A 19,293-nucleotide genomic window follows, 5' to 3' on the forward strand; every position below is an offset into this window, starting at 1 on the left:
CTTACACAGTATCCTGAAAAGACAGCATTGCTGCCCTTTCTGCATTTTTCCAATTTTCGAAAGAGAAGGTGGTGAAAAATCCGCGATAAATATGATCTATTTCGGACCCTTTTATTGTTAAGTCCTTATTTTTCAACACGAATCCCAGAACGCCCTCCTCCGGCCCGATACCGGGTCAGGTAGAACGGCACCACGGCATCAATACTCTGCGCAGTCACTCCCAGTTCCGCAAAGCCCGGCTGACCGGGCGGCACAATATTATCCTGAGACAACATCAGGAGCTGGTCGCGCGTGAGAATATGACCCGGTAGACGTTCAAAAATGGCGGCCTGAATTCGCGCCAGCGCCGGGGGAACCTCAAAAAGCGGGCGCGAACGCTGCGTTGTGTGCAGGACCCACTGGTAAATCTGCTTCATGGTCAGAATATCCGGGCCGCCAAGTGCCCATTCCCGGCCCGCCAGAGAAGGGTCTTCCACCAGCCGCGCCACGACCTGCGCAACATCCCCCACATACACGGGCTGCAGGCGGGTGCGGGCCCCATAAACAGGCAGAACCGGCAGATAACGCGCCAGCATGGCGAACATATTGAAAAACTGGTCTTCCGGCCCGAAAATAACGGAAGGACGGATAATGGAGGCCTGCGGGATGGCCGCTCTTACTGCGTCCTCCCCGGCCGCACGACTCCGCCCATAAGCTGACGGAGCGGTATGAGAGGCCCCCAGCGCAGACATCTGCACGAATGTGGAAACACCCGCCTGAGCGGACAACCGCGCGACACGACCCACACCCTGAACATTAACGGCTTCAAGCCCCTGCCCGGACGCATCCCCCAGCACAGCCGCCAGATTAACCACCACTGACGCGCCTTCCACCACACAGGCGACCGACGCATCATCCAGCACTGAGGCATAAAACGGGGCAATCTGCCCGACATTCCCCAAAACCCGCAGCACAGCCGCCTTGTCCGGCCGACGGCAGGCAATGCGAACCCGATACCCCGCCTCGGCCAGTTGCTGGACAACATAGCGCCCGACAAAACCCCCACCGCCGAACACTGTCGCGATCTTCTGCTCACTCATGGGTTCTTTTCACTCCTGTCTGCTCTCCGGCCCACCGTCTGCGGGTAACCTGCGCGCAGTCTACGCCCCTTTTCCGGATGCCGGGTGCGCACAAATAGGTCAGCAGCCGTATCTGGCGACGTGATTTGCATGAAAAATACCGCTCAACTCCACAAAAATGGCGGTTTTCCGCGGCCTTATGGGGCACAACCCTGCGCCCGTCATGAAAAAGAAACAAAACCGCAGAAAAATGTATTTTCCCCGTTGACGGGGGTCATGGGCCAAGCTAAATACCCCTTCACCAGCCGGGGTGACCCGGTTGCCTTCTGAGCCCAGATGGCGGAATTGGTAGACGCGCAGGTTTCAGGTATCTGTGGCCGCAAGGTCGTGGAAGTTCGAGTCTTCTTCTGGGCACCAAAAAAAAAACCGCAGCTTGCTGCGGTTTTTTTGTATCTACTGCTCTTCATCCCCTCCATGCTTCCGGCATGAGGCGTGATGAGAGTAGCCTCTCCCCTCTTTCCATTTTGCAGCCACAGCAGAACAACATGTGCGAGAAACAGCACGGTTAAATCCTGCCCGTTTCTGGCTACCTTAAATCTGCCTCCCCTAAAAAAGACCTGCGCGCGCAGCTTCGCCCGATGCCCAGGTTCTTAGCTGACTCAGCCCCATCTCCGATCTCCGTGTTCAGCCTTGCGCATCGTGCCGCACTCTGGCTGCACTTATCCCCAGAATCTGAGGATGCCTGCGGGGGTAAGCCTGTGGATAACGGGTACAGGTGACGGGAAACAAAAAAAGAGGCCCGGCTCCCTCTGCTGACGCAGAAAGGGCCGGGCCATATTTTTAAAAGCAAAGACGCCGGAAACCCTTAGGACTTCCTGATCGTCCGGAACAGCATGACCAGAAAACCAGCCACCGCCACACCTGTCGCAACAATAATGCGCGCCACCGGCTTCTGGCGTTCTTTGAAATCCTCAGACAATTTTTCCATAAAACACTCTCCTGCTCACCTGTAGGAACGCACCACAACACTCAGTGTTCCCGGCGCGGCGCGCTGCATAAAAAGACAGTCTGTTATGATGCGTCGGCTTTTGGTGCCTGTGCAACAGCAGTATTTTTCGAGTCTGTATCGCCACCTGAAAGCGTTGTGCCCGCGGCAGCCGCAAGATGATTAGCAGCCCAGCCAAAATTCAGCCCGGCGACTGAAAGAATTTTGTAAGCCACCATCCATGCAGACCCCGCATGCGGTACAGGAACGACCGTACTGATGGCACCGCACACAACAATCAGCGTGCAGATAAGGTGATCCCACGTCTCAGGAACCGTGCCCAGAAGCATCGGGATAGCAGCCGCAAGACCGCTGACTTTGGCGCTTGTCAGAAGTGTCTGTTTCATAACGTCTATCCTTTCAGGCCAATCCGGTAAAATGCGTGATGGCCTATTGTTTTTGTAAAAAATTGTTTTCGTGCCCAGACAGGCTTTGCGCCGCGCCAGTCGTAATAATGGTCCGCCCCGGCGGTGAGGTCTGAAAGCTGCTGGCGGCAAAGTTGGGCGGCAAGAGCGCTGGCCTGCCGGAACTGTGGGTCTGCCTGCGTCACAGCAAGGAGTGCGGCCCGATTGGGGTCCTGCATATTCCAGCAGGAAAACTGCGCCTCCGCTGTGCAGACCGATGCAATATCGCGCCCCCACCAGCCGGGATGGACAGCCCGGTTCCCGATCACATTGAGCACGGCCTGCATCCCGCGCAGTCCTTCCCCGCGTGCTTCACCCCATGCCGTGCGGGCGGCAGTTTCAACCGCCCCGTTCATGAGGAAAACCGCGTGACAGACAGCAGAAAACGCCAGACAGCACTCCCCATCTGATCCCACCCCAGCAGGCCTGTGGCCAGCGTGATACAGGTAAGCATGGCCCAGTTTGCCAGACGGATTCCGCCTTCTATCCGCGCAAGACGGTCTGAAACTTCCGCATCACGGTTCTGCGCATCCCGGCTCATATCATCCACACGGGCCATGATTTCATGCCGCGTGCGAGCCGCATTTTCCGCGACAGAGTGCGTCAGATCCCTCCGCAAATCAGAAAACTGACGCGATAACGTATCCAGCCCGTCACGAAGGTGGTCATGCCCCCCTTCAACGCGCGCGACACGCTCACGCAAAAGCGCCACTTCCTCAGAAGTGGCGCATCGATTGTCCTGCATTGTTGTGTCCGAACAAAAAAAGCCACCCCGAAGGGTGGCTTTATAAAAACGGGTGAAAAGAAAACGGCTCTTTATCCCCGAACCTTATCCAGACTTAAGCATGACCACGCGCGGCAGCAATTACAGATCGGTGGTGAAGGAAAATTTGAATGTTCTGGGCAGGCCCTGCAACAGGTACCCGTTAAAAGCGGATGCCCAGTAGCGGGTATTAGCAAGGTTATCGACGCCAAAACGGAGTGTCAGAGGTTTATGCGCCACAGCAAAAGTATAGCGCGCGCCCAGATCAAACCGTGTCCAGACCGGCAGATGCAGTGTGTTGCTCGTATTCACCCACTGTTTGCCGGTATTTTCCACACGCCCGACCAGTGTCGCCCCGCGCAGGAATGGCAGGTCATATTCCAGATTTCCGTTGATGGTATAATTGGGAATACCAATCGCGGTATGACCGTCATTAGCGCCCTGTGCGGTGCGGCGCAGATCAGCATCAATCAGCGTAGCACCCCCGTTAAAGCGCAGACCGGGGAGGATCTGGCCATTGATGCTCAACTCAGCACCACGGTTCCGCTGCAATCCATTTTCCCGGAAAATAAAGGCGCCACTGTTCCCATAGGGTTCCGTATAGGAGTTGGGCTGGGAAATCTGATAAAATGCAAGCGTTGTTGTAAAGCGCCCGGTGTCGTATTTCGCGCCAACCTCATACTGCACACTTTTAAAGGGCGGGAAAATCTGCCCAAGGTTGACCACATTGGTCCCGGTTGCCGTCGGCCCCTGTGCCAGCCCTTCAATCCGGTTGAAGTAAATGGAGGTACGGCGGGTAGGATGCACCACCAGCCCGACAACAGGGGTAATCGCATCCTCATTATAATGGGCCGTCCGCGCGCCATCGCCATACGCATTATAACCGTTAATCAGCATATTCTGGTAACGGAACCCTGCCGTCAGCGCGACGCGCCCCTGCCAGAAGGACATCGTATCTGAGAAGAACAGACTATAAAGCTGCGTGCGGCTGGTAGGCAGCGGATTATCCAGATTGCCCCCGGTCCAGTTTTCAGTAGGCGCAGCAACAGCCCCCGTATTATACAGATTTGTATCAAATGAGCTGAGCGCCATGGAATACGCCGTCCGGCTTTCCTCCCACAGGGCAGAACCACCGGCATTTATTTCATGCTTGACCGGGCCAGTATCAAAATGGGCGCGCACACCGCCCCGTGTGCTTTCATTCGTCTGCTGATACGGCACATACATCGCCCCGGCGGTTGCAGCACCCGTCTGGGAATTCTGCACCGTAAGGGTGGAGTAATTCCCCTTTTCATCACTGCCCAGGCCGCCAAAAGCCCCATAAAGCGTAATATGTTTTGACAGATCATGCTCGACGTTGAGCATGCCGAAAATATAATTCAGATCATTATAGGTCCAGCGTTGCCCATAATTATGAGACGCACCCGGCACACGTGGCACACCTGTTGCGCTGGCCCCCAGAAAGACACCGGGACGCCCGCCATTCACGCCCTGATTCTGGTAATTCATGTCCAAAGAAATACGGGTTTTATCATCGTGCCAGTCAAAATCAGCACCAAGGGCTATGGAGTGGCGGCGTTCATGATCAACCGATGTCTGGCCAGACAGACCGGCCACGTTCAGACGCAGGCCATAGGCTTTGTCCTGCCCAAAACGCCGCCCCACATCCAGACTACCGCCCCCGACGCCCTGACTGGCGTAATCCCCCGTAAGGCGCGTGATGGGGGTTTTCTGCGCATGTTTGAACATCAGATTGATGGTGCCGCCAATACCGGTCCCGCCGGGAGCAGCCCCGTTCAGAAAGGCGCTGGCGCCGTTCATCACCTGAACCTGATCATAAAGCTGGGGGGAGACAAGCTGCCGGGGCGTAATGCCGTAAAGGCCATTGATCGCAACATCATCCCCATAGACCGGGAAGCCGCGGATAACGAAAATTTCAGAGAAATTCCCATAGCCATAGGTGGTGCGCACGGACGGATCATTTTCCAGCACCTCACCCAGCGTCTGGGACTGCTGGTTGAGAATCAGACTGGACGTATAGCTGCGGATGTTAAACGGCACATCCAGCCCCTTCTTGGTGCCCAGAGCCCCAAGCTGCCCGCCGCTGATCACTTCCATCTGGTTGCGCCGTCGGGCTGTCACCAGAAGGCTTTCATCCTGCCGGGACTGCTGCTCAGTCTCTGCCGGTTTGGTGTCTTTTCTGGCAGATTTATAAGCCGCCACCGCTGCCGTTGTTTCCTGCGGCTCAGCAAACGCGGCCCCACTCAAAACGGCAACACTTGCCAGCAGGACTGCACCCCGCCCCACATGGCGCAGCGAAGAAAGGACAGGCGGGCGACCACGCATCATCATGATAAATCCAGAAATAAAGACAGTGTGCGCTTCCATAGACGCAATTAAGAGACATTCGCAATATTATTTTATAAAATCGTCTCCGTTCCGGGCTTTACAGTCCCCCTCTGAACACCTAGCAACATGAGAATGAGTCGCACCCAAAAGACCGGTCTGGCTGGCTCTTCCTCCGGGCCAGATGCAAAAAAGAGCCAGAAAAGGCAGACCGTTCTGCGGCGGTCCGGCTTGCTGGCCTGCGTTTGCGCGCTCTCCTTTATAACCGCCCATCTGATTATGGTTCTGACCCGCCTCCTACCGCTTGAAGATGCCCGGCTTAAAACAGATCTGGGCGGGATGGTGATTGCCGCCCTTGTTCCGATGCTGGTCCTGGCCGGTTTTGCAGGACGCCGCCACTCATGGGGGCTGATTCTTGGCGTTGTGGTGTGTGCCTCCATCGCTCTTGCCAGCATTCTCCCCTCCTGATGAGAAAGACGACCCATGCGTGAAACTTTGCGGGTGCATATGGGGTGGCTCCATAGCTGGGTTGGCTTTCTGGCCGGGCTGCTTCTGGTGCTTGTTTTTGCATCCGGCACACTGGCCGTGTTTGATACGGAAATCACCCAGTGGATGCAGCCCGAGGTCTCGCTGACGCACAGCACCACCCTGACACCGGCAGCGTTACAGGCCGCCGCTCAGGCTGTTCAGGCTGAAGAGCAAAAAGGGCTTTCCGCTTTCCTTACCCTCCCCTCAGACCGTGATCCTGTTCTGCGGGTCCTGCATTATGACGGGTATGAATTTGTTGGCACGGCTCTGGAACCCACAACCGGCGCACTCGTCCCGGCGCGTGAGACAGCAGGCGGACAGTTTTTCTATAATTTCCACTTCTCCCTCCGGGGTGGCAATCAGCCCGGTGTGCAGATTGTAACCTTTCTAGGGTTCTGCCTGCTAGTGGCCATCGGGTCCGGGCTGGTCATTCATATCAAAGCACTCTGGCCAGACCTTATCCTCTTTCGCCCTTTTGGCCCGCGGCCACGCGCGTGGCTGGATGCCCATCTGCTGGCAGGCGTGCTGTTTCTGCCTTTCATTCTTTTTATGGGCTATACCGGCACCGCCATTCATGCGCGGGTTCTGCTTCCTGCTCAGCCCTGGTTTGCCTCTCATCACGGCGGGAAGGACAAGAAAGAAAAAACCGCACCAAAAGGGCGGGTTTTGCAGGCGGGGCCATTACCGCCGCCTCTTGCGCCCCTCATTGCGCAGGCCCGTGAGCTTCTGCAAAGTCCGGATGGCAATCTGATTTTATTTACGCCTGATGAAGTCCGTATTTTCAAGAGCGATGCCTACGGCCCCTTTCTGACCAGAGACCATGCGGATTTCAGCCGGAAAGACGGGCAGTTTCTGCGCTCAGCCACACAAAGCTCGCCTGCCACAGCCACCATGCAGCTTGTGCGCGGACTGCATTATGCCCGCTATGCCCCTCTCTCCTTACGCTGGTTGTATTTCTGCTCCGGCCTTGCCGCAACCGCTCTGGCCGCAAGCGGACTGGTGGTGTTTCTCATGAAACGCCGCCGCTCCTCAGGGGAGCAGGCTCTGTTCCGTCTGGCAGAAGCTCTGACTCAGACAACACTTATCGGGTTTCCTACAGCAACGCTTGCCTTCTTCTGGGCTAACCGCTGCCTGCCGGTCACACTCTCCGGCCGCACCATGGCGGAGATTTACCTCTTCTTTACCGTGTGGGGCATCTGTGCCGCTCATGCGCTGGTGCTCTGCATGACACGTCATGCTGCATCAGGCTGGCGGCAACAACTCGGGCTGCTTGCCGGAGCCGGATGTGCGCTGCCTCTTCTGGATCTTGTTTCCGGCTCACATCCATGGATGCAGGGCGGCGGCGTTTTTCTGACAACAGATAGTCTGGCATTCTGCACTGGCCTGATAGCCCTTTTCGCCCTCCTGAAATTACGGGAGAGTGCCGCATGATCATGCTGTGTGTGCTGACACTATGGGCCGCTGCCTTCTGGAGCCATGCGTTTTTACAACCCAGACGCGGCTCGCCTTTTCCGCGCTCAGCACGCGCGGTTCTGGCCAGCAAGATTCTTCGTATGCTGGGGCCGTGCTGTGCGCTGGCCCTCTGCCTGATCCATAATCCGGCGCTGGGCGTTTTATACTGGCTGGGGCTTGGAGGCGTTGCGGGCGTCAGCACCAGTCTGCTGATTGCTGTGCTCAGACAGAAACAGGGGCTTGCCGGTATCAGCAAGCCCCCGCTTTAAAAATCCTGTCCGGGGCAGGACTATTCCCACCCCGTTCTCACACTGAGCAGTCTTATTTTGCCGGAACCGCAGCCGGAGCACTGTGCGTCTGCGTGATGAATTTCGCGACGTTATCATGCAACTGGGTCAGAGCATTCTGGTTGGCATATACCATGTGCCCGGATTCATACTGCACAATCTGAATATTGTTGCTCAGATCACGTGAAATGGGGAGATGCTTCATTTCATAAATCCCCTCATAATAAGGGGTGCCAAGATCATAATAGCCCTGATTCAGCATCACTTTCAGGCTCGGATTATGCTTCATGGCAGACGCCAGATCCGGCAGCACATTGACCGCCCCATGAATGGGGAAATCGGTGTTGGGCTGTTTATGAGAGAAATCCCATTTCATGATGGCGTCAGAGAAGAATTTGTATTCCTGATACCCGTCACCAAAGGCCGGAGAGTTGCCGTAATGCAGCGTATTCCGCGCATAGTCATTAAACGCGGCGATATAGGCTGAAGACATGGCAGAGGACTGCGGGTCGTAATATGAGAACTGGGAGAGCTTATCCATCGTCGGGCCGGAGAAGCGGCTGTCCAGACGGCCGGTATCAAGATCCTTATCGCCCTGAAGGGTTTTTTCAAACTCTCCGCCGTTGATCCGCAGGTCAGCCTTTTTGATATAGTCCACCGGCAGACCGGTATAGTCATGCAGCTTCTGCGCTGTGGCATCACGCTGCGCGTCAGAAATTGCGTTTCCTTCCTGCAAGGCCGCTGTGTAGTCCGTCAGCGCAAAATGCTCCACCTCTTTCAGGAACGCCTTGAGGTCAGGATGCTCCGCGGGCAGACGTTTATGATACCACGCCGTTGCGGCGTAGCTCGGCAGAGCCAGGACATACGGCTGATCAATTGAGGGGTTCATAGCAACCCCATCAATATCGTTATCGTAGTTCATGATCTGCGAGAGCAGGATCACGCCGTTCAGATCAATCCCTTTATCATCCGCCAGCTTATTGGCGACAATTGCAGACCGCGTCGTACCGTAGCTTTCACCAAACAGATATTTGGGAGAATTGTAACGCCCGAAACGAGAGAGGAACTGCGCGATAAAGTCCGTGAACGCACCGGCATCCGGGTCCGTGCCCCAGAACGCCTTTTCCTTATCCTTGCCGATCAGACGCCCGTAGCCGGTGCCCGGTGCATCGATAAACACCAGATCAGTCACATCCAGCAGGCTGTCATTATTATTCACAATGGCGTAGGGCGCAGCGGGGGTGTGGCTATCATCCGACGTGACAACTCTTTTGGGGCCAAACGCCCCCATATGCAGCCACACGCTGGAAGAACCGGGGCCGCCGTTATAAACAAACGTGATGGGCCGATTTTCCGGGCGCACCCCCTTCTTGAAATACGCGACATAATACATGGATGCCGCAGCCTCTGGCTGAGACTTCTCTTTGTCCGCCTCGGGGCGCTCGGAATCATCCCATCCGGCTTTATGCACAATCAGAGTGCCGGACACGGCTTCATAATCAATATGCGCGCCATGTACGGTCACAGAGCCATTGCTGGTCACGCTTTGCGGTTTACCGAAAAAATCTTCCACGCTGAATTTCTGCTTTGCGGCGTCCGTCGCCTGCGGAGCTTCCGCAGCCCGGGCAACTGGCTGAGCAGAAAGACCGGCACCGGCCGCAAAGACTGAAACCGTGGCAAGCAAACCGGCCAGTTTCAGGCCTGTCTGTTTTGTACGCATGACCATTCATCCCGTCAGACTATGTTATAATATAGCCTGAATATCAGGAAGATCGACGCCAGACCAGTCTGTTTACACACTGAAACAAATAACTTTACAGGCGGACCACTCAGCCAGCCAGCCCAACGCCTGCAGATGCGAAGTAACGATTAACGGCTGTGCACATCGCACCCGCGACCATGGCCCGGTGCCCGGCCTGCCGGAGTGCGGCCTCATCCATCCGGTTGGACATAAACCCCATTTCAACCAGAACAGAAGGAATCTGCGCTGATTTCAGAACCGCGAATGCGGCGTGCCGGTGCGGATTGGGCAGCAGATTGATGCGGGACTGAAAAGACGAGACAACCGCACTGGCCATATGCGCAGAGCCGCGCCGGGCTTCCTCCGTCACCAGACTGGCGAGAATCTGCTGCACTTCCGGGGACGCCCCCTGCACCAGCGGCCCGCCATACCGGTCAGCACTATTTTCTGTTTTCGCCAGATCCGCCGTCTGGCTGTCCGATGCGCCGTGCGAATGGGTATAGACACTCGCCCCCCGCACCCCGGCATTATGCAGGGCATCCGCATGCATGGAGATAAAAAGGGAGGCTCCGTGCTGCTGAGCCAGCTCAACCCGGCCATCGAGCGGCACAAAATGGTCACTGCTGCGCGTCATGGCCACGCGATACCGGCCTGTGGCGAGAAGCTGCTGACGCAGTTCAGCAGCGGCGGCTTCCGCAACATATTTCTCATAGGTGCCACTGTAACCGATCGCACCGGGGTCTTTCCCTCCATGCCCCGGGTCCAGCATCACCATCGGGAGTGCTGGCCGCGCCTTCCCAATAATAGCAGGCGCGTGCAGGGTCTGCCCTGCCCCATGCGCCGAAGCGCCAGCGGCCCGTGCCTGCGGGGCCAGAAAGCCGCCAGCCAACAGACCCGCACCCACCACCAGAAGGCCGCGCCGGTCAGGGGAGGAGACGGGAGACGATCCTGCGGACTCTGGGGCAAAAAATCCGGCTGTGCGGGCGGACCGCCCGGCCATCAGAAAAAAACCGGGTGTTTTTTCAGACTCAGGCGTCATGACGAGGCTCACACTTCTCTAACTGGGGCAATCCTGCACACAGATAATGTCTAAACCGTGTCAAAGCCACCCGGATGCAAAACAGTCGCGCTGAATGGCTTGCGGTTTGTTGCTGTTTAGGTCATGGTCGGCAAGCATGGCTCAAGGCAGGATTGCCCGTCATGCATCCTGTTTCCGCTCCTTTAAGCTTTAAAGGCGCGACTGGCGTTGAACCGCCGCCCCGCGCAGATGGGAGCAGGAAACACTGGTTGAAGGATACATGACTATCGTCAGGGCCACGTTCTTGGAGTGCATGACCAGACCGGAGACAGCATCCTGTTTCCGCGCCTCTGCTGTCACCTCAGCGTCCGGCCTGACATCCGCCTTTCATTTTCTCACATATACAGACCTATGCCTGTCGGAAGCGTCCCCATCCCGTGTCCAGCCGTCAAGACGGCTCCACCGGATAGGCCGGCCACCGGCACGCCGGAGTTTTTCCTTTTATGTCAAAGCGTATGCTGATCGATGCGACGCACGCGGAAGAAACGCGCGTTGTCGTTATGGATGGAAACAGACTTGAAGATTACGATGTTGAAGCGGCTTCCAAAAAGCAGCTCAAAGGGAACATCTATCTTGCCCGCGTTGTTCGCGTAGAACCCAGCCTTCAGGCTGCTTTTGTCGAATATGGCGGCAACCGCCACGGGTTTCTGGCCTTCAGCGAAATCCACCCTGACTACTACCAGATTCCGGTTGCCGACCGGGAGAAGCTGCTTGCCCTTCAGGCGGAAGAAGAAAGCCTGATCGACGCAGGCGAAGCTGATTCTGAAGACGATGAAAACAGCGCGCAGGCTTCCACCGCTGAAGATGAGGACGCCAGCTCTGACGCTGATGAGTCCGCCAGCGATGAAGAAGGCCGCCGCCCCACCCGCCGGAACGACACCCCTGATTATGTGGGCGGCGAGACTGATACGGGTGAGGAAGCGCTGATCCAGAAGCGCATTGCGCGTTTCCTGCGGAACTACCGGATTCAGGAAGTCATCCGCCGCCGGCAGGTTCTGCTGGTGCAGGTCGTCAAGGAAGAACGGGGCAACAAAGGCGCGGCCCTGACCACCTACGTCTCCCTTGCTGGCCGCTATTGTGTGCTGATGCCCAACGCCCTGCGTGGCGGCGGTGTCTCCCGCAAAATCACCTCCGTGCCCGACCGCCGCCGTCTGCGCGACATTATTACCGCCCTCAACCTGCCGCGTGGCATGGCGATGATTGTCCGCACCGCGGGTGCACAGCGGCCGGGGCCTGAAATTACGCGCGACTGCGAATATCTGCTCCATCTGTGGGACGATATCCGTGACCTCACGATGCAGTCCGTCGCCCCTGCGCTGATTTATGAGGAAGCAAGCCTCGTCAAACGCGCCATCCGCGATGTGTATACGCGGGAAGTCAGTGAAATTCTGGTGGATGGCGAACACGGCTGGAAGGCCGCGCGGGACTTCATGCGGATGCTCATGCCGCAGCACGCTGAAAAAGTCCGGCTGTGGAACAAGGAGAACCAGCCGCTCTTCACACATTACCATGTGGAAGGGCATTTGGATGCCATGCTCTCCCCGGTCGTGTCGCTACGTTCCGGCGGCTATCTGGTTATCAACCAGACAGAAGCTCTGGTCGCCATTGACGTCAACTCCGGCAAGGCCACCAGCCAGCGCAATATTGAAGAAACCGCCTTCCGCACCAATCAGGAAGCCGCGGATGAAGTGGCCCGCCAGCTCCGCCTGCGCGATCTGGCCGGATTGATTGTCATTGACTTTATTGACATGGAATCCCGCCGCCACAATGTCGCGATTGAACGCCGCCTGAAAGATGCGCTGCGCAATGACCGTGCACGCATCCAGATGGGAACAATCTCCCATTTCGGCCTGCTGGAAATGTCCCGCCAGCGGCTGCGCCCGTCTGTCGCGGAAGCCGCCTTTACGCCCTGCCCGCACTGTCAGGGCACCGGCATGGTCCGCGGCATTGAAAACTCTGCGCTGCATGTGCTGCGCGCAGTGGAAGAGGAAGGCGCACGCCGCCGGGCCTCCGCCATTACCGTGCATGTCGCGGCGGAAATCGCCTTCTATGTGCTGAACAACAAGCGCGACTGGCTGGCGGAAATCGAGCACCGGCATCAGATGGAAATTCTGTTTGCCGCCGATGCCACGCTGCCTGTGCCGGAAATTCGCATTGAACGCCGTCAGCCGCCCAAGGCAAACCGCACTTATGAGGCGCTGCCGCCGGTAGAAAACGTCGCTGCAAACCCCGCACCCGAAGCAGCACCTGCTGCCGAGCCGAACACAACAGCGGCCCACACGGATGTTCCGGCACCTGCTGCTGAAGCAGGCAACGGGGAAGAGGAGCCGCGTCGTCGTCGTCGCCGTCGCCGCCGCCGTGGCGGCAATGGAAACCGCGAAGACAATGCGGCAACGCATGAACAGAACGCTGCTACGGCAGACGCTCCGGCAGAGGCAGAGGAAGACGAGTCTGCACCCTCCGCGCCTGCCCCTGCGGAAACTGAAGGCAATCTGATCCCCGGCCGTCGTCGCACCCGCCATTCCCGCATGCGGCCGACCGATACGGACACACCGGACGTCCGGGTGACCATTGAGGAAGGCCCGGCCCCGCAGCCGCGCCGCCCGACATGGCAGGGCCCGACACCGGCCAATCCGTTTGGCGGCAGTCTGGATATTTTCGATCTGATCGAAAATTCCACCATGGAAGCGGAAAAGGCTCTCGCAGCCAAAAAGGCTGCGGCGGCTGCACCCACTGTGGAAGAAGCTCCGGAAGAAGAAAAAGTTGAAAGCCCGGTGGAAACACAGGCTGAAGACATTCCAGCCCCGGACGCTAAACCCGCCCGCAGACGCCCGGCACGTCGCCGTAAAGCCGCAACTCCGGCCGAAAGCACGCCGGTTGCCGCTGACGCTGATGCTGAGCAGGCAGAACCGGTTGCCCCTGTAGCGGAAGCCGCCCCTGCTGCTGACGCTGCGGTTGCTGAAGAAGAGGCTCCCAAGCCGCGCCGCCGCCGTGCGCCGCGGAAAAAAGCTGACGCCGAAGCACCCGCGCAGGACGCTGAGACTTCTGCCACCCCGGTGGCCGAAGCCGCTCCGGAAGAAGAGCCTGCCCCCCGCACACGCCGCCGCGCGGCACCCCGCCGGAAACCTGCGGCGGCACCGGCTGAGGCGACCGTATCCGCAGAACAGGATCAGGCGGCAGCCCCCACTGCTGACGCTGCGGTTGCTGAGGAAGAGGCTCCCAAGCCGCGCCGCCGCCGCGCCGCTGCAAAAAGCACCGCGACTGCTGAAAAAGCTGTCGCGGCTGAAGCCAGCGAGAGCAGCACCGGGAAAACACCGGCTAAAGAGGACGCGCCTGATGCGTCCATCGTACAGCCGATTGTTATTGAGGACGACAAGCCTGCCTCCCGGCGCCGCACAGGCTGGTGGCGCCGCTAAAACTCGACTGAAAAAGGGGGCAGGGTGACACACCTGCCCCCTAACTGTTGCCTGCCTCTTTTGGGCATCAGCGACGTATGGTAGGTAAAGCCTTCGTAAAAACAGACCTGCCCGCCCACCGGAGTGTTCATGACCGTGCCCCAGCCAGATCTTCAGCCCGCGCGCTCTCCCGGAGCGCAGGACCGGGGCCCTCTGGTTCTGGCTCTGCCCAAAGGGCGAATTCTCAAAGCCGTCACACCGCTGCTTGATCAGGCAGGGATGGCCCCCTCCCCCGATTGTCTGGGTGATAACAGCCGCAAGCTGCGCTTCCCTACGCAGGACCCGATGCTGGATGTTGTGCGCGTCCGCTCCTTTGACGTAGCAACTTTTGTCGCATCCGGTGGCGCGCATATCGGCATCTGCGGCGCAGACGTGCTGATGGAATTTGATTACCCGGAAATTTATGCCCCGCTGGATCTGGGCATTGGCGGCTGCCGCGTATCCGTTGCGCAACCCGCCAGCCTCCCGCATGACCCGCAGGAATGGGCCCGGTGGTCTGAGGTTCGGGTTGCCACCAAATACCCCGCCATTACCCGTCGCTTTTTTGCCGCGCGCGGCATTAACGCCAATATTGTGCATCTGCATGGCGCCATGGAACTGGCCCCCATGCTGGGCCTGTCTCGCCTGATTGTCGATCTGGTGGACACAGGCTCCACCCTGCGGGCCAACGGGCTGCGGGAAGTGGAAACCATTACCCACATTACCAGCCGGCTGATTGTAAACCGGACAGCGCTGAAAACGCGCCCGGAAGAAATCGGCGCACTGATCAACGGCTTTCGTAACGCGCTGGAGGCCTCCCCTCCTGCCGCAGAAAAAACCAGGGCAGAACAGTCTTCATGAAACGGTTAGACACACGCGATTCCGGTTTTGAGGCTGATTTTGCCTCGCTTCTGACAGCCCGTGAGGAACAGGGGCAGGAAGTTCATAAACCCGTTGCGGAGATTCTGGCCTCTGTCCGGCGCGATGGCGATGCCACCCTGTGCGCGCTGACAGAAAAATTTGACCGCCTGCCGCTTGAGCCTGCCCAGCTTGCCTTCACGTCGGAGGAGATTGCTCAGGCCTGCACGCAGGTCAGTCCGGAGCTAATGGCGGCACTGGACGTGGCCGCCACACGCATTGAGGCTTTCCATAAAGCTCAGGTGCCGTCCGGCATCCGTTATACGGATGACGTCGGCATGACGCTGGGCATGCGCTGGATCCCACTGGACGCTGTCGGGCTTTATGTGCCGGGCGGGAAAGCGGCCTATCCTTCTTCCGTGTTGATGAACGCCATTCCGGCCCGCGTTGCGGGTGTGCCGCGTCTGGCCATGTGCGTCCCCACCCCGGACGGCGTGATAAATCCGCTGGTTCTGGCTGCGGCCCACCGGGCCGGAGTGACGGAAATCTATCGGATTGGCGGGGCGCAGGCTGTGGGGGCCATGGCGTTTGGCACACAGACCATCCGCCCGGTGGACCGTATTGTTGGCCCCGGCAATGCCTTTGTGGCGGAAGCCAAGCGGCAGGTGTTCGGGCATGTGGGGATCGACAGCATCGCAGGCCCCTCGGACGTCGTGGTGATTGCCGATTCGGCAACCGATCCGCGCCTGATTGCGCTGGATCTGCTGGCACAGGCTGAGCATGATGAACTGGCTCAGGCCACGCTGATTACACCGGACGCCGCCTTTGCGGACAAGGTGACAGAGGCCGTCGCTACCGAGTTGAAAACCCTCACCCGCACCGCCATTGCCAGCGCCAGCTGGGAGCGAAACGGAGCCGTTCTGGTGGTAAAAGATCTGGAGGAAGCGGTGGCTCTGGCCAACCGTCTGGCCCCGGAACATCTGGAATTAATGGTGGATGATCCAGAAGCCCTGTTTGCCCACGTCCGGCACGCAGGCGCGGTTTTCCTTGGCCGGTTCTGCCCGGAAGCAGTGGGAGACTATGTTGGCGGCCCGAACCATGTGCTGCCCACATCCCGCACCGCCCGCTTTGCCTCCGGCCTGTCTGTTTTTGACTTCATGAAGCGGACGACCTTCCTTGCCGGTGGCCCGGATGCGCTGCGCCGTATTGGTCCTGCCGGGGTGGCTCTGGCACAGGCCGAAGGGCTGGAAGCCCATGCGCTGAGCATCTCCGCGCGGCTTGAGGCGCTGGACCAAACCACGGCTGACGCTTGACCGAACCCGCTCCCTCACCCATATCTGCACATCCAACCACAACGAGGCTTAAAAATGAACGAAGGACGCCATGTCTAAAGAAGACATGATTGAATTCAGCGGTACGGTTACCGAACTGCTGCCCAACGCAATGTTCCGGGTCAAACTCGACAACGAACATATGATTCTGGCCCACACCAGCGGCAAAATGCGCAAGAACCGTATTCGTGTTCTGGCCGGTGACCGGGTGAATGTCGAAATGACACCGTATGACCTTTCCAAAGGTCGCATTACCTTCCGCTTCAAGTAAGAGCATGACGACTTCTGGGGCTGCGTCCGGGCCGGACGGGGCTGAGCCTGTGCGCCGGCCTTGCTTTGTGCTGGCCTCTGCATCCCCCCGCAGGCTTGACCTCCTGCGCCAGATTGGGCTGGCACCAGACCGCGTTCTGCCAGCTGATCTTGACGAAACACCAGCCCGGGCAGAACAGCCACGCCCCTATGTCCGCCGCATGGCCGCAGAAAAAGCCGCTGCGGTGGCCACCAGCCTGACTGAACCGGCACTGGTGCTGGGGGCAGACACGGTGGTTGCCCTTGGGCGGCGTATTCTGCCTAAAGCCGAAGACCGTGAGACAGCACGGGCCTGTCTGGAACTGCTTTCCGGCCGCCGCCATACTGTGTTGACGGCTTTGTCCGTTATTCCGTCTTCCTGCTGGCCTGAAGGCCGTCGGGCTGAACGGATTGTAGAAACGGCTGTAACGTTCTCCCGCATGACCCCGCATCAGATTGAAGCACTGCTGGATCAGGGTGACTGGCAGGGCAAAGCAGGCGGCTACGCGCTGCAAGGCCATGCTGCGGCATTTATTCGCTTTATCTCAGGCAGTGCCTCAGCCGTTATTGGACTGCCTTTATTTGAAACCGCCCAGCTTTTGCGCGGCCAGCCGGGCCACTGGCTGGCGTGAGCGTCTTTCTGCGCCTCGCCACCTTTCCCGGCGAATTCCGCATTGCTGTCACACAACACGACACCCTGCTTGATTACGCCCTGTGGCGTCCCGCAGCGCCCGACGGTGTGGATGATCTCTATCTCGGGCGCATCAGCGCACACGCACCGGGAATAGGCGGAACCTTTGTAGACCTCGGGTCAGGCGAAAGTGGCTTTCTGCCGGACCAGAAAGGCTCCGAGACTCTCACAGAGGGGCAAACGCTGGTCGTGCGCGTGGTGCGGGCCGCTCAGGGCGGTAAGGGTGTCCGGCTCAGGGCCGAACAGACTCCCGCAAACGTGCCCGCCAGACCGGGGCTGATCCACCGGGGCCCAACCCCGCTGGACCGTCTGGCCGCCCGCTGGCCTGATGCCACCCTTGTTGTTGATTCCCCTGCTGCGGCTGCGCGTATCCCTTCGGCTCTGCGTTCTCGCCGCCAGCAGGAACTTGAGTCGTTCCCTGAAGAAATCGCCCACGCCTGCGCCGCGCTGGAAGACCCGCTGATCAGCCTGCCGGGTGGAATGCAGGCCACCATTACGCCGACGCCTGCTCTGGTCGCCATTGATATGGATGCCCCTCCGGCCAAAACAGGCTGGCCCAAGCAGACAGCGCAGTTTGCGGCTAACCGGGATGCCCTTCCGGCCCTTATGCGCCAGATTCGCCTGCGGAACCTCTCCGGGGCCATTCTGATTGACCCGGCAGGACTCGCCACCCGCAAACGACAAGCCCTTCTGGACCCTATGAAAGCCGCCTTGCAGGACGACCCTCTTCGCCCCCGCTGCCTTGGCATTACGGCACTGGGGCTGGTTGAAATTGTTCGGGCGCGTATCCACCCCTCTCTGCCAGAGCAGCTCTCCTCTCCGCACGGGCAGGCTCTGCGCGTGTTACGGCATCTTGTAACGCAGGAATGTGAGGCCAGCACGCTACGGTGCGGGCTGGGCCTGATGACAGCGCTGGAGCAGGACCCGCAGGCTCTGGCAGACTGTATCTCTCAACGCGGCAAGGCTCTGAGCCTCCGGCTCGACCCTGCCCTTCCTGATTTTTTCTGGACGACACACGCATGAGCCAAAATAGCACCTGCCCCGTCTGTGGCGCGCCAACTCAGGCCTCTACACGCCCCTTCTGCTCTCAGCGCTGCGCGGATATTGACCTCGGGCGGTGGTTTTCTGGGCAGTATCGTATCCCCGGCCCCCCGGCTGACGAAGAGAATCTTGAAAAACCTGAGATAAATGACGAAAGGTGACTTGATCTCCCTCCCCGCCTGAGATAAATGCTCTCTCACGCCGCAAGGCTTGCGGTGCCCAAGTAGCTCAGTTGGTAGAGCATGCGACTGAAAATCGCAGTGTCACTGGTTCGATCCCGGTCTTGGGCACCATTTTTTCCCTAAAAACTAAAAATATCTGATCTTGGTTTAAAACCGCGCTGATTTCGTGCGCGTCACCAGTCAGGCGTTTATTGGCGTTCAGGCACGTTGTGCAGGCCCCCGTGCTGGAGTCAGCAGAAGCCTGAAATCACTCGCCTTTTTCCATAACCCGCTGCTTTTTTAAGCTTTTGCACTTATCCCCAGATTCTGCGGATGGCTGCGGGGGTAAGCTTGTGGATAATCAGTACAGGCTGTGTCGATAACCCTCACGCCTTTCCGCCTGCGCGCGAAATCCGCCCCAAAAACTATCGAAGGGTCCTCGTGAATTTTGAGCAAGCACTCCGGTTGGCAACAAGAGCCAACTTAATCCCTCTGCGGACGCAGGGGAGCTTTTTGAGAAGTGGGACGCTCTCCTTTGCCGGGTAGTGAGGCCGAACGCTTAACATCAGCCACACACCCAGGAACCACACTTCGGCGCTTTGCACTGTCCAGACTGACAAAACAGCGGACAATGATCTTAGCCTGATATGGAATTGCATTTTCCACTCTGACCAGCCGCATTCTTCCGCATCAGAAAGGAAAACCTATAACGTGCGGGAGTGCGGGAGTGCGGGAGTGCGGGAGTGCGGGAGTGCGGGAGTGCGGGAGTGCGGGAGTGCGCATCACA

At 58.6% G+C, this 19,293-nt stretch carries 19 protein-coding genes and 2 tRNA genes; 13 read left to right on the plus strand and 8 right to left on the minus strand.

Annotated elements, in window-relative coordinates; all coding sequences use genetic code 11:
* Positions 1–125: 125 nt before the first annotated feature.
* On the minus strand, positions 126–1,079 hold the full coding sequence (locus JK199_RS01095; protein ID WP_212373146.1) for a complex I NDUFA9 subunit family protein: 954 nt from the start codon (positions 1,077–1,079) through the stop codon (positions 126–128).
* A 129-nt stretch (positions 1,080–1,208) separates the two neighbouring features.
* On the opposite strand from JK199_RS01095, the gene JK199_RS01100 reads away from it, so the two are divergent.
* Positions 1,209–1,388, plus strand: coding sequence for a hypothetical protein (locus tag JK199_RS01100; RefSeq protein ID WP_212373149.1), 180 nt, complete (start codon positions 1,209–1,211; stop codon positions 1,386–1,388).
* Positions 1,389–1,475 (plus strand) — tRNA-Leu (locus JK199_RS01105).
* Between the two features lie 448 nt (positions 1,476–1,923).
* On the opposite strand, the gene JK199_RS15930 is transcribed toward JK199_RS01105, so the two are convergent.
* The 5 genes from JK199_RS15930 to JK199_RS01125 form a co-directional block, all read right to left on the minus strand.
* Positions 1,924–2,046: a hypothetical protein gene (locus JK199_RS15930; RefSeq protein WP_256442311.1), complete on the minus strand. Its 123-nt coding sequence runs from the start codon at positions 2,044–2,046 to the stop codon at positions 1,924–1,926.
* A gap of 83 nt (positions 2,047–2,129) precedes the next feature.
* Positions 2,130–2,450: a hypothetical protein gene (locus JK199_RS01110; protein WP_212373150.1), complete on the minus strand. Its 321-nt coding sequence runs from the start codon at positions 2,448–2,450 to the stop codon at positions 2,130–2,132.
* Between the two features lie 5 nt (positions 2,451–2,455).
* Complete coding sequence (locus tag JK199_RS01115) at positions 2,456–2,863, minus strand: cell wall hydrolase (RefSeq protein ID WP_212373151.1); 408 nt, start codon at positions 2,861–2,863, stop codon at positions 2,456–2,458.
* Complete coding sequence (locus JK199_RS01120) at positions 2,860–3,252, minus strand: hypothetical protein (RefSeq protein ID WP_212373153.1); 393 nt, start codon at positions 3,250–3,252, stop codon at positions 2,860–2,862. Before JK199_RS01120 ends, JK199_RS01115 begins: the two co-directional genes overlap by 4 nt.
* 120 nt (positions 3,253–3,372) lie before the next feature.
* Positions 3,373–5,622 (minus strand): TonB-dependent receptor, encoded by a 2,250-nt coding sequence (locus JK199_RS01125; protein ID WP_244984789.1) that lies wholly within the window; start codon positions 5,620–5,622, stop codon positions 3,373–3,375.
* Between the two features lie 129 nt (positions 5,623–5,751).
* Here JK199_RS01125 and JK199_RS01130 point away from each other — a divergent pair, with 129 nt between their 5' ends.
* Genes JK199_RS01130 through JK199_RS01140 form a run of 3 tightly spaced genes read left to right on the plus strand, consistent with a single transcriptional unit; the run spans position 5,752 to position 7,865 of the window.
* Positions 5,752–6,084, plus strand: a complete 333-nt coding sequence (locus JK199_RS01130) for a hypothetical protein (protein WP_025829004.1) — start codon at positions 5,752–5,754, stop codon at positions 6,082–6,084.
* Between the two features lie 15 nt (positions 6,085–6,099).
* On the plus strand, positions 6,100–7,575 hold the full coding sequence (locus JK199_RS01135) for a PepSY-associated TM helix domain-containing protein (RefSeq protein ID WP_212373155.1): 1,476 nt from the start codon (positions 6,100–6,102) through the stop codon (positions 7,573–7,575).
* Entirely contained in the window at positions 7,572–7,865 is a 294-nt protein-coding gene (locus tag JK199_RS01140) for a hypothetical protein (RefSeq protein ID WP_212373157.1), read from the plus strand. The genes JK199_RS01135 and JK199_RS01140 overlap by 4 nt, the downstream gene beginning before the upstream one ends.
* Positions 7,866–7,917: 52 nt before the next feature.
* Here JK199_RS01140 and JK199_RS01145 read toward each other — a convergent pair whose 3' ends face one another.
* Positions 7,918–9,603 carry a S10 family peptidase gene (locus JK199_RS01145; protein ID WP_212373159.1) on the minus strand — a complete coding sequence of 562 codons (1,686 nt, stop codon included), beginning with the start codon at positions 9,601–9,603 and terminating at the stop codon, positions 7,918–7,920.
* A 109-nt stretch (positions 9,604–9,712) separates the two neighbouring features.
* On the minus strand, positions 9,713–10,663 hold the full coding sequence (locus JK199_RS01150; protein WP_244984790.1) for an N-acetylmuramoyl-L-alanine amidase family protein: 951 nt from the start codon (positions 10,661–10,663) through the stop codon (positions 9,713–9,715).
* A 482-nt stretch (positions 10,664–11,145) separates the two neighbouring features.
* Here JK199_RS01150 and JK199_RS01155 point away from each other — a divergent pair, with 482 nt between their 5' ends.
* From JK199_RS01155 to JK199_RS01190, 8 genes are all read left to right on the plus strand, one after another.
* Complete coding sequence (locus JK199_RS01155) at positions 11,146–14,118, plus strand: Rne/Rng family ribonuclease (RefSeq protein WP_212373160.1); 2,973 nt, start codon at positions 11,146–11,148, stop codon at positions 14,116–14,118.
* A 129-nt stretch (positions 14,119–14,247) separates the two neighbouring features.
* Complete coding sequence (hisG, locus tag JK199_RS01160) at positions 14,248–14,997, plus strand: ATP phosphoribosyltransferase (protein WP_212354244.1); 750 nt, start codon at positions 14,248–14,250, stop codon at positions 14,995–14,997.
* Positions 14,994–16,307 carry a histidinol dehydrogenase gene (hisD, locus tag JK199_RS01165; RefSeq protein ID WP_212373161.1) on the plus strand — a complete coding sequence of 438 codons (1,314 nt, stop codon included), beginning with the start codon at positions 14,994–14,996 and terminating at the stop codon, positions 16,305–16,307. The genes hisG and hisD overlap by 4 nt, the downstream gene beginning before the upstream one ends.
* Before the next feature lie 70 nt (positions 16,308–16,377).
* Positions 16,378–16,596, plus strand: a complete 219-nt coding sequence (gene infA, locus JK199_RS01170; protein ID WP_003622234.1) for a translation initiation factor IF-1 — start codon at positions 16,378–16,380, stop codon at positions 16,594–16,596.
* Between the two features lie 4 nt (positions 16,597–16,600).
* Positions 16,601–17,245 carry a Maf family protein gene (locus JK199_RS01175; RefSeq protein ID WP_212373167.1) on the plus strand — a complete coding sequence of 215 codons (645 nt, stop codon included), beginning with the start codon at positions 16,601–16,603 and terminating at the stop codon, positions 17,243–17,245.
* A complete protein-coding gene (locus tag JK199_RS01180) occupies positions 17,242–18,327 on the plus strand; it encodes a ribonuclease E/G (protein ID WP_212373174.1) in 1,086 nt (361 codons plus the stop codon). The genes JK199_RS01175 and JK199_RS01180 overlap by 4 nt, the downstream gene beginning before the upstream one ends.
* Complete coding sequence (locus tag JK199_RS01185; protein ID WP_077931232.1) at positions 18,324–18,506, plus strand: DNA gyrase inhibitor YacG; 183 nt, start codon at positions 18,324–18,326, stop codon at positions 18,504–18,506. The genes JK199_RS01180 and JK199_RS01185 overlap by 4 nt, the downstream gene beginning before the upstream one ends.
* Positions 18,507–18,562: 56 nt before the next feature.
* Positions 18,563–18,638: transfer RNA gene (locus JK199_RS01190), tRNA-Phe, on the plus strand.
* Positions 18,639–19,293 lie beyond the last annotated feature (655 nt).

It is taken from the genome of Acetobacter persici, from assembly GCF_018256955.1.
GTDB classification, from domain to species: Bacteria; Pseudomonadota; Alphaproteobacteria; order Acetobacterales; family Acetobacteraceae; genus Acetobacter; species Acetobacter persici.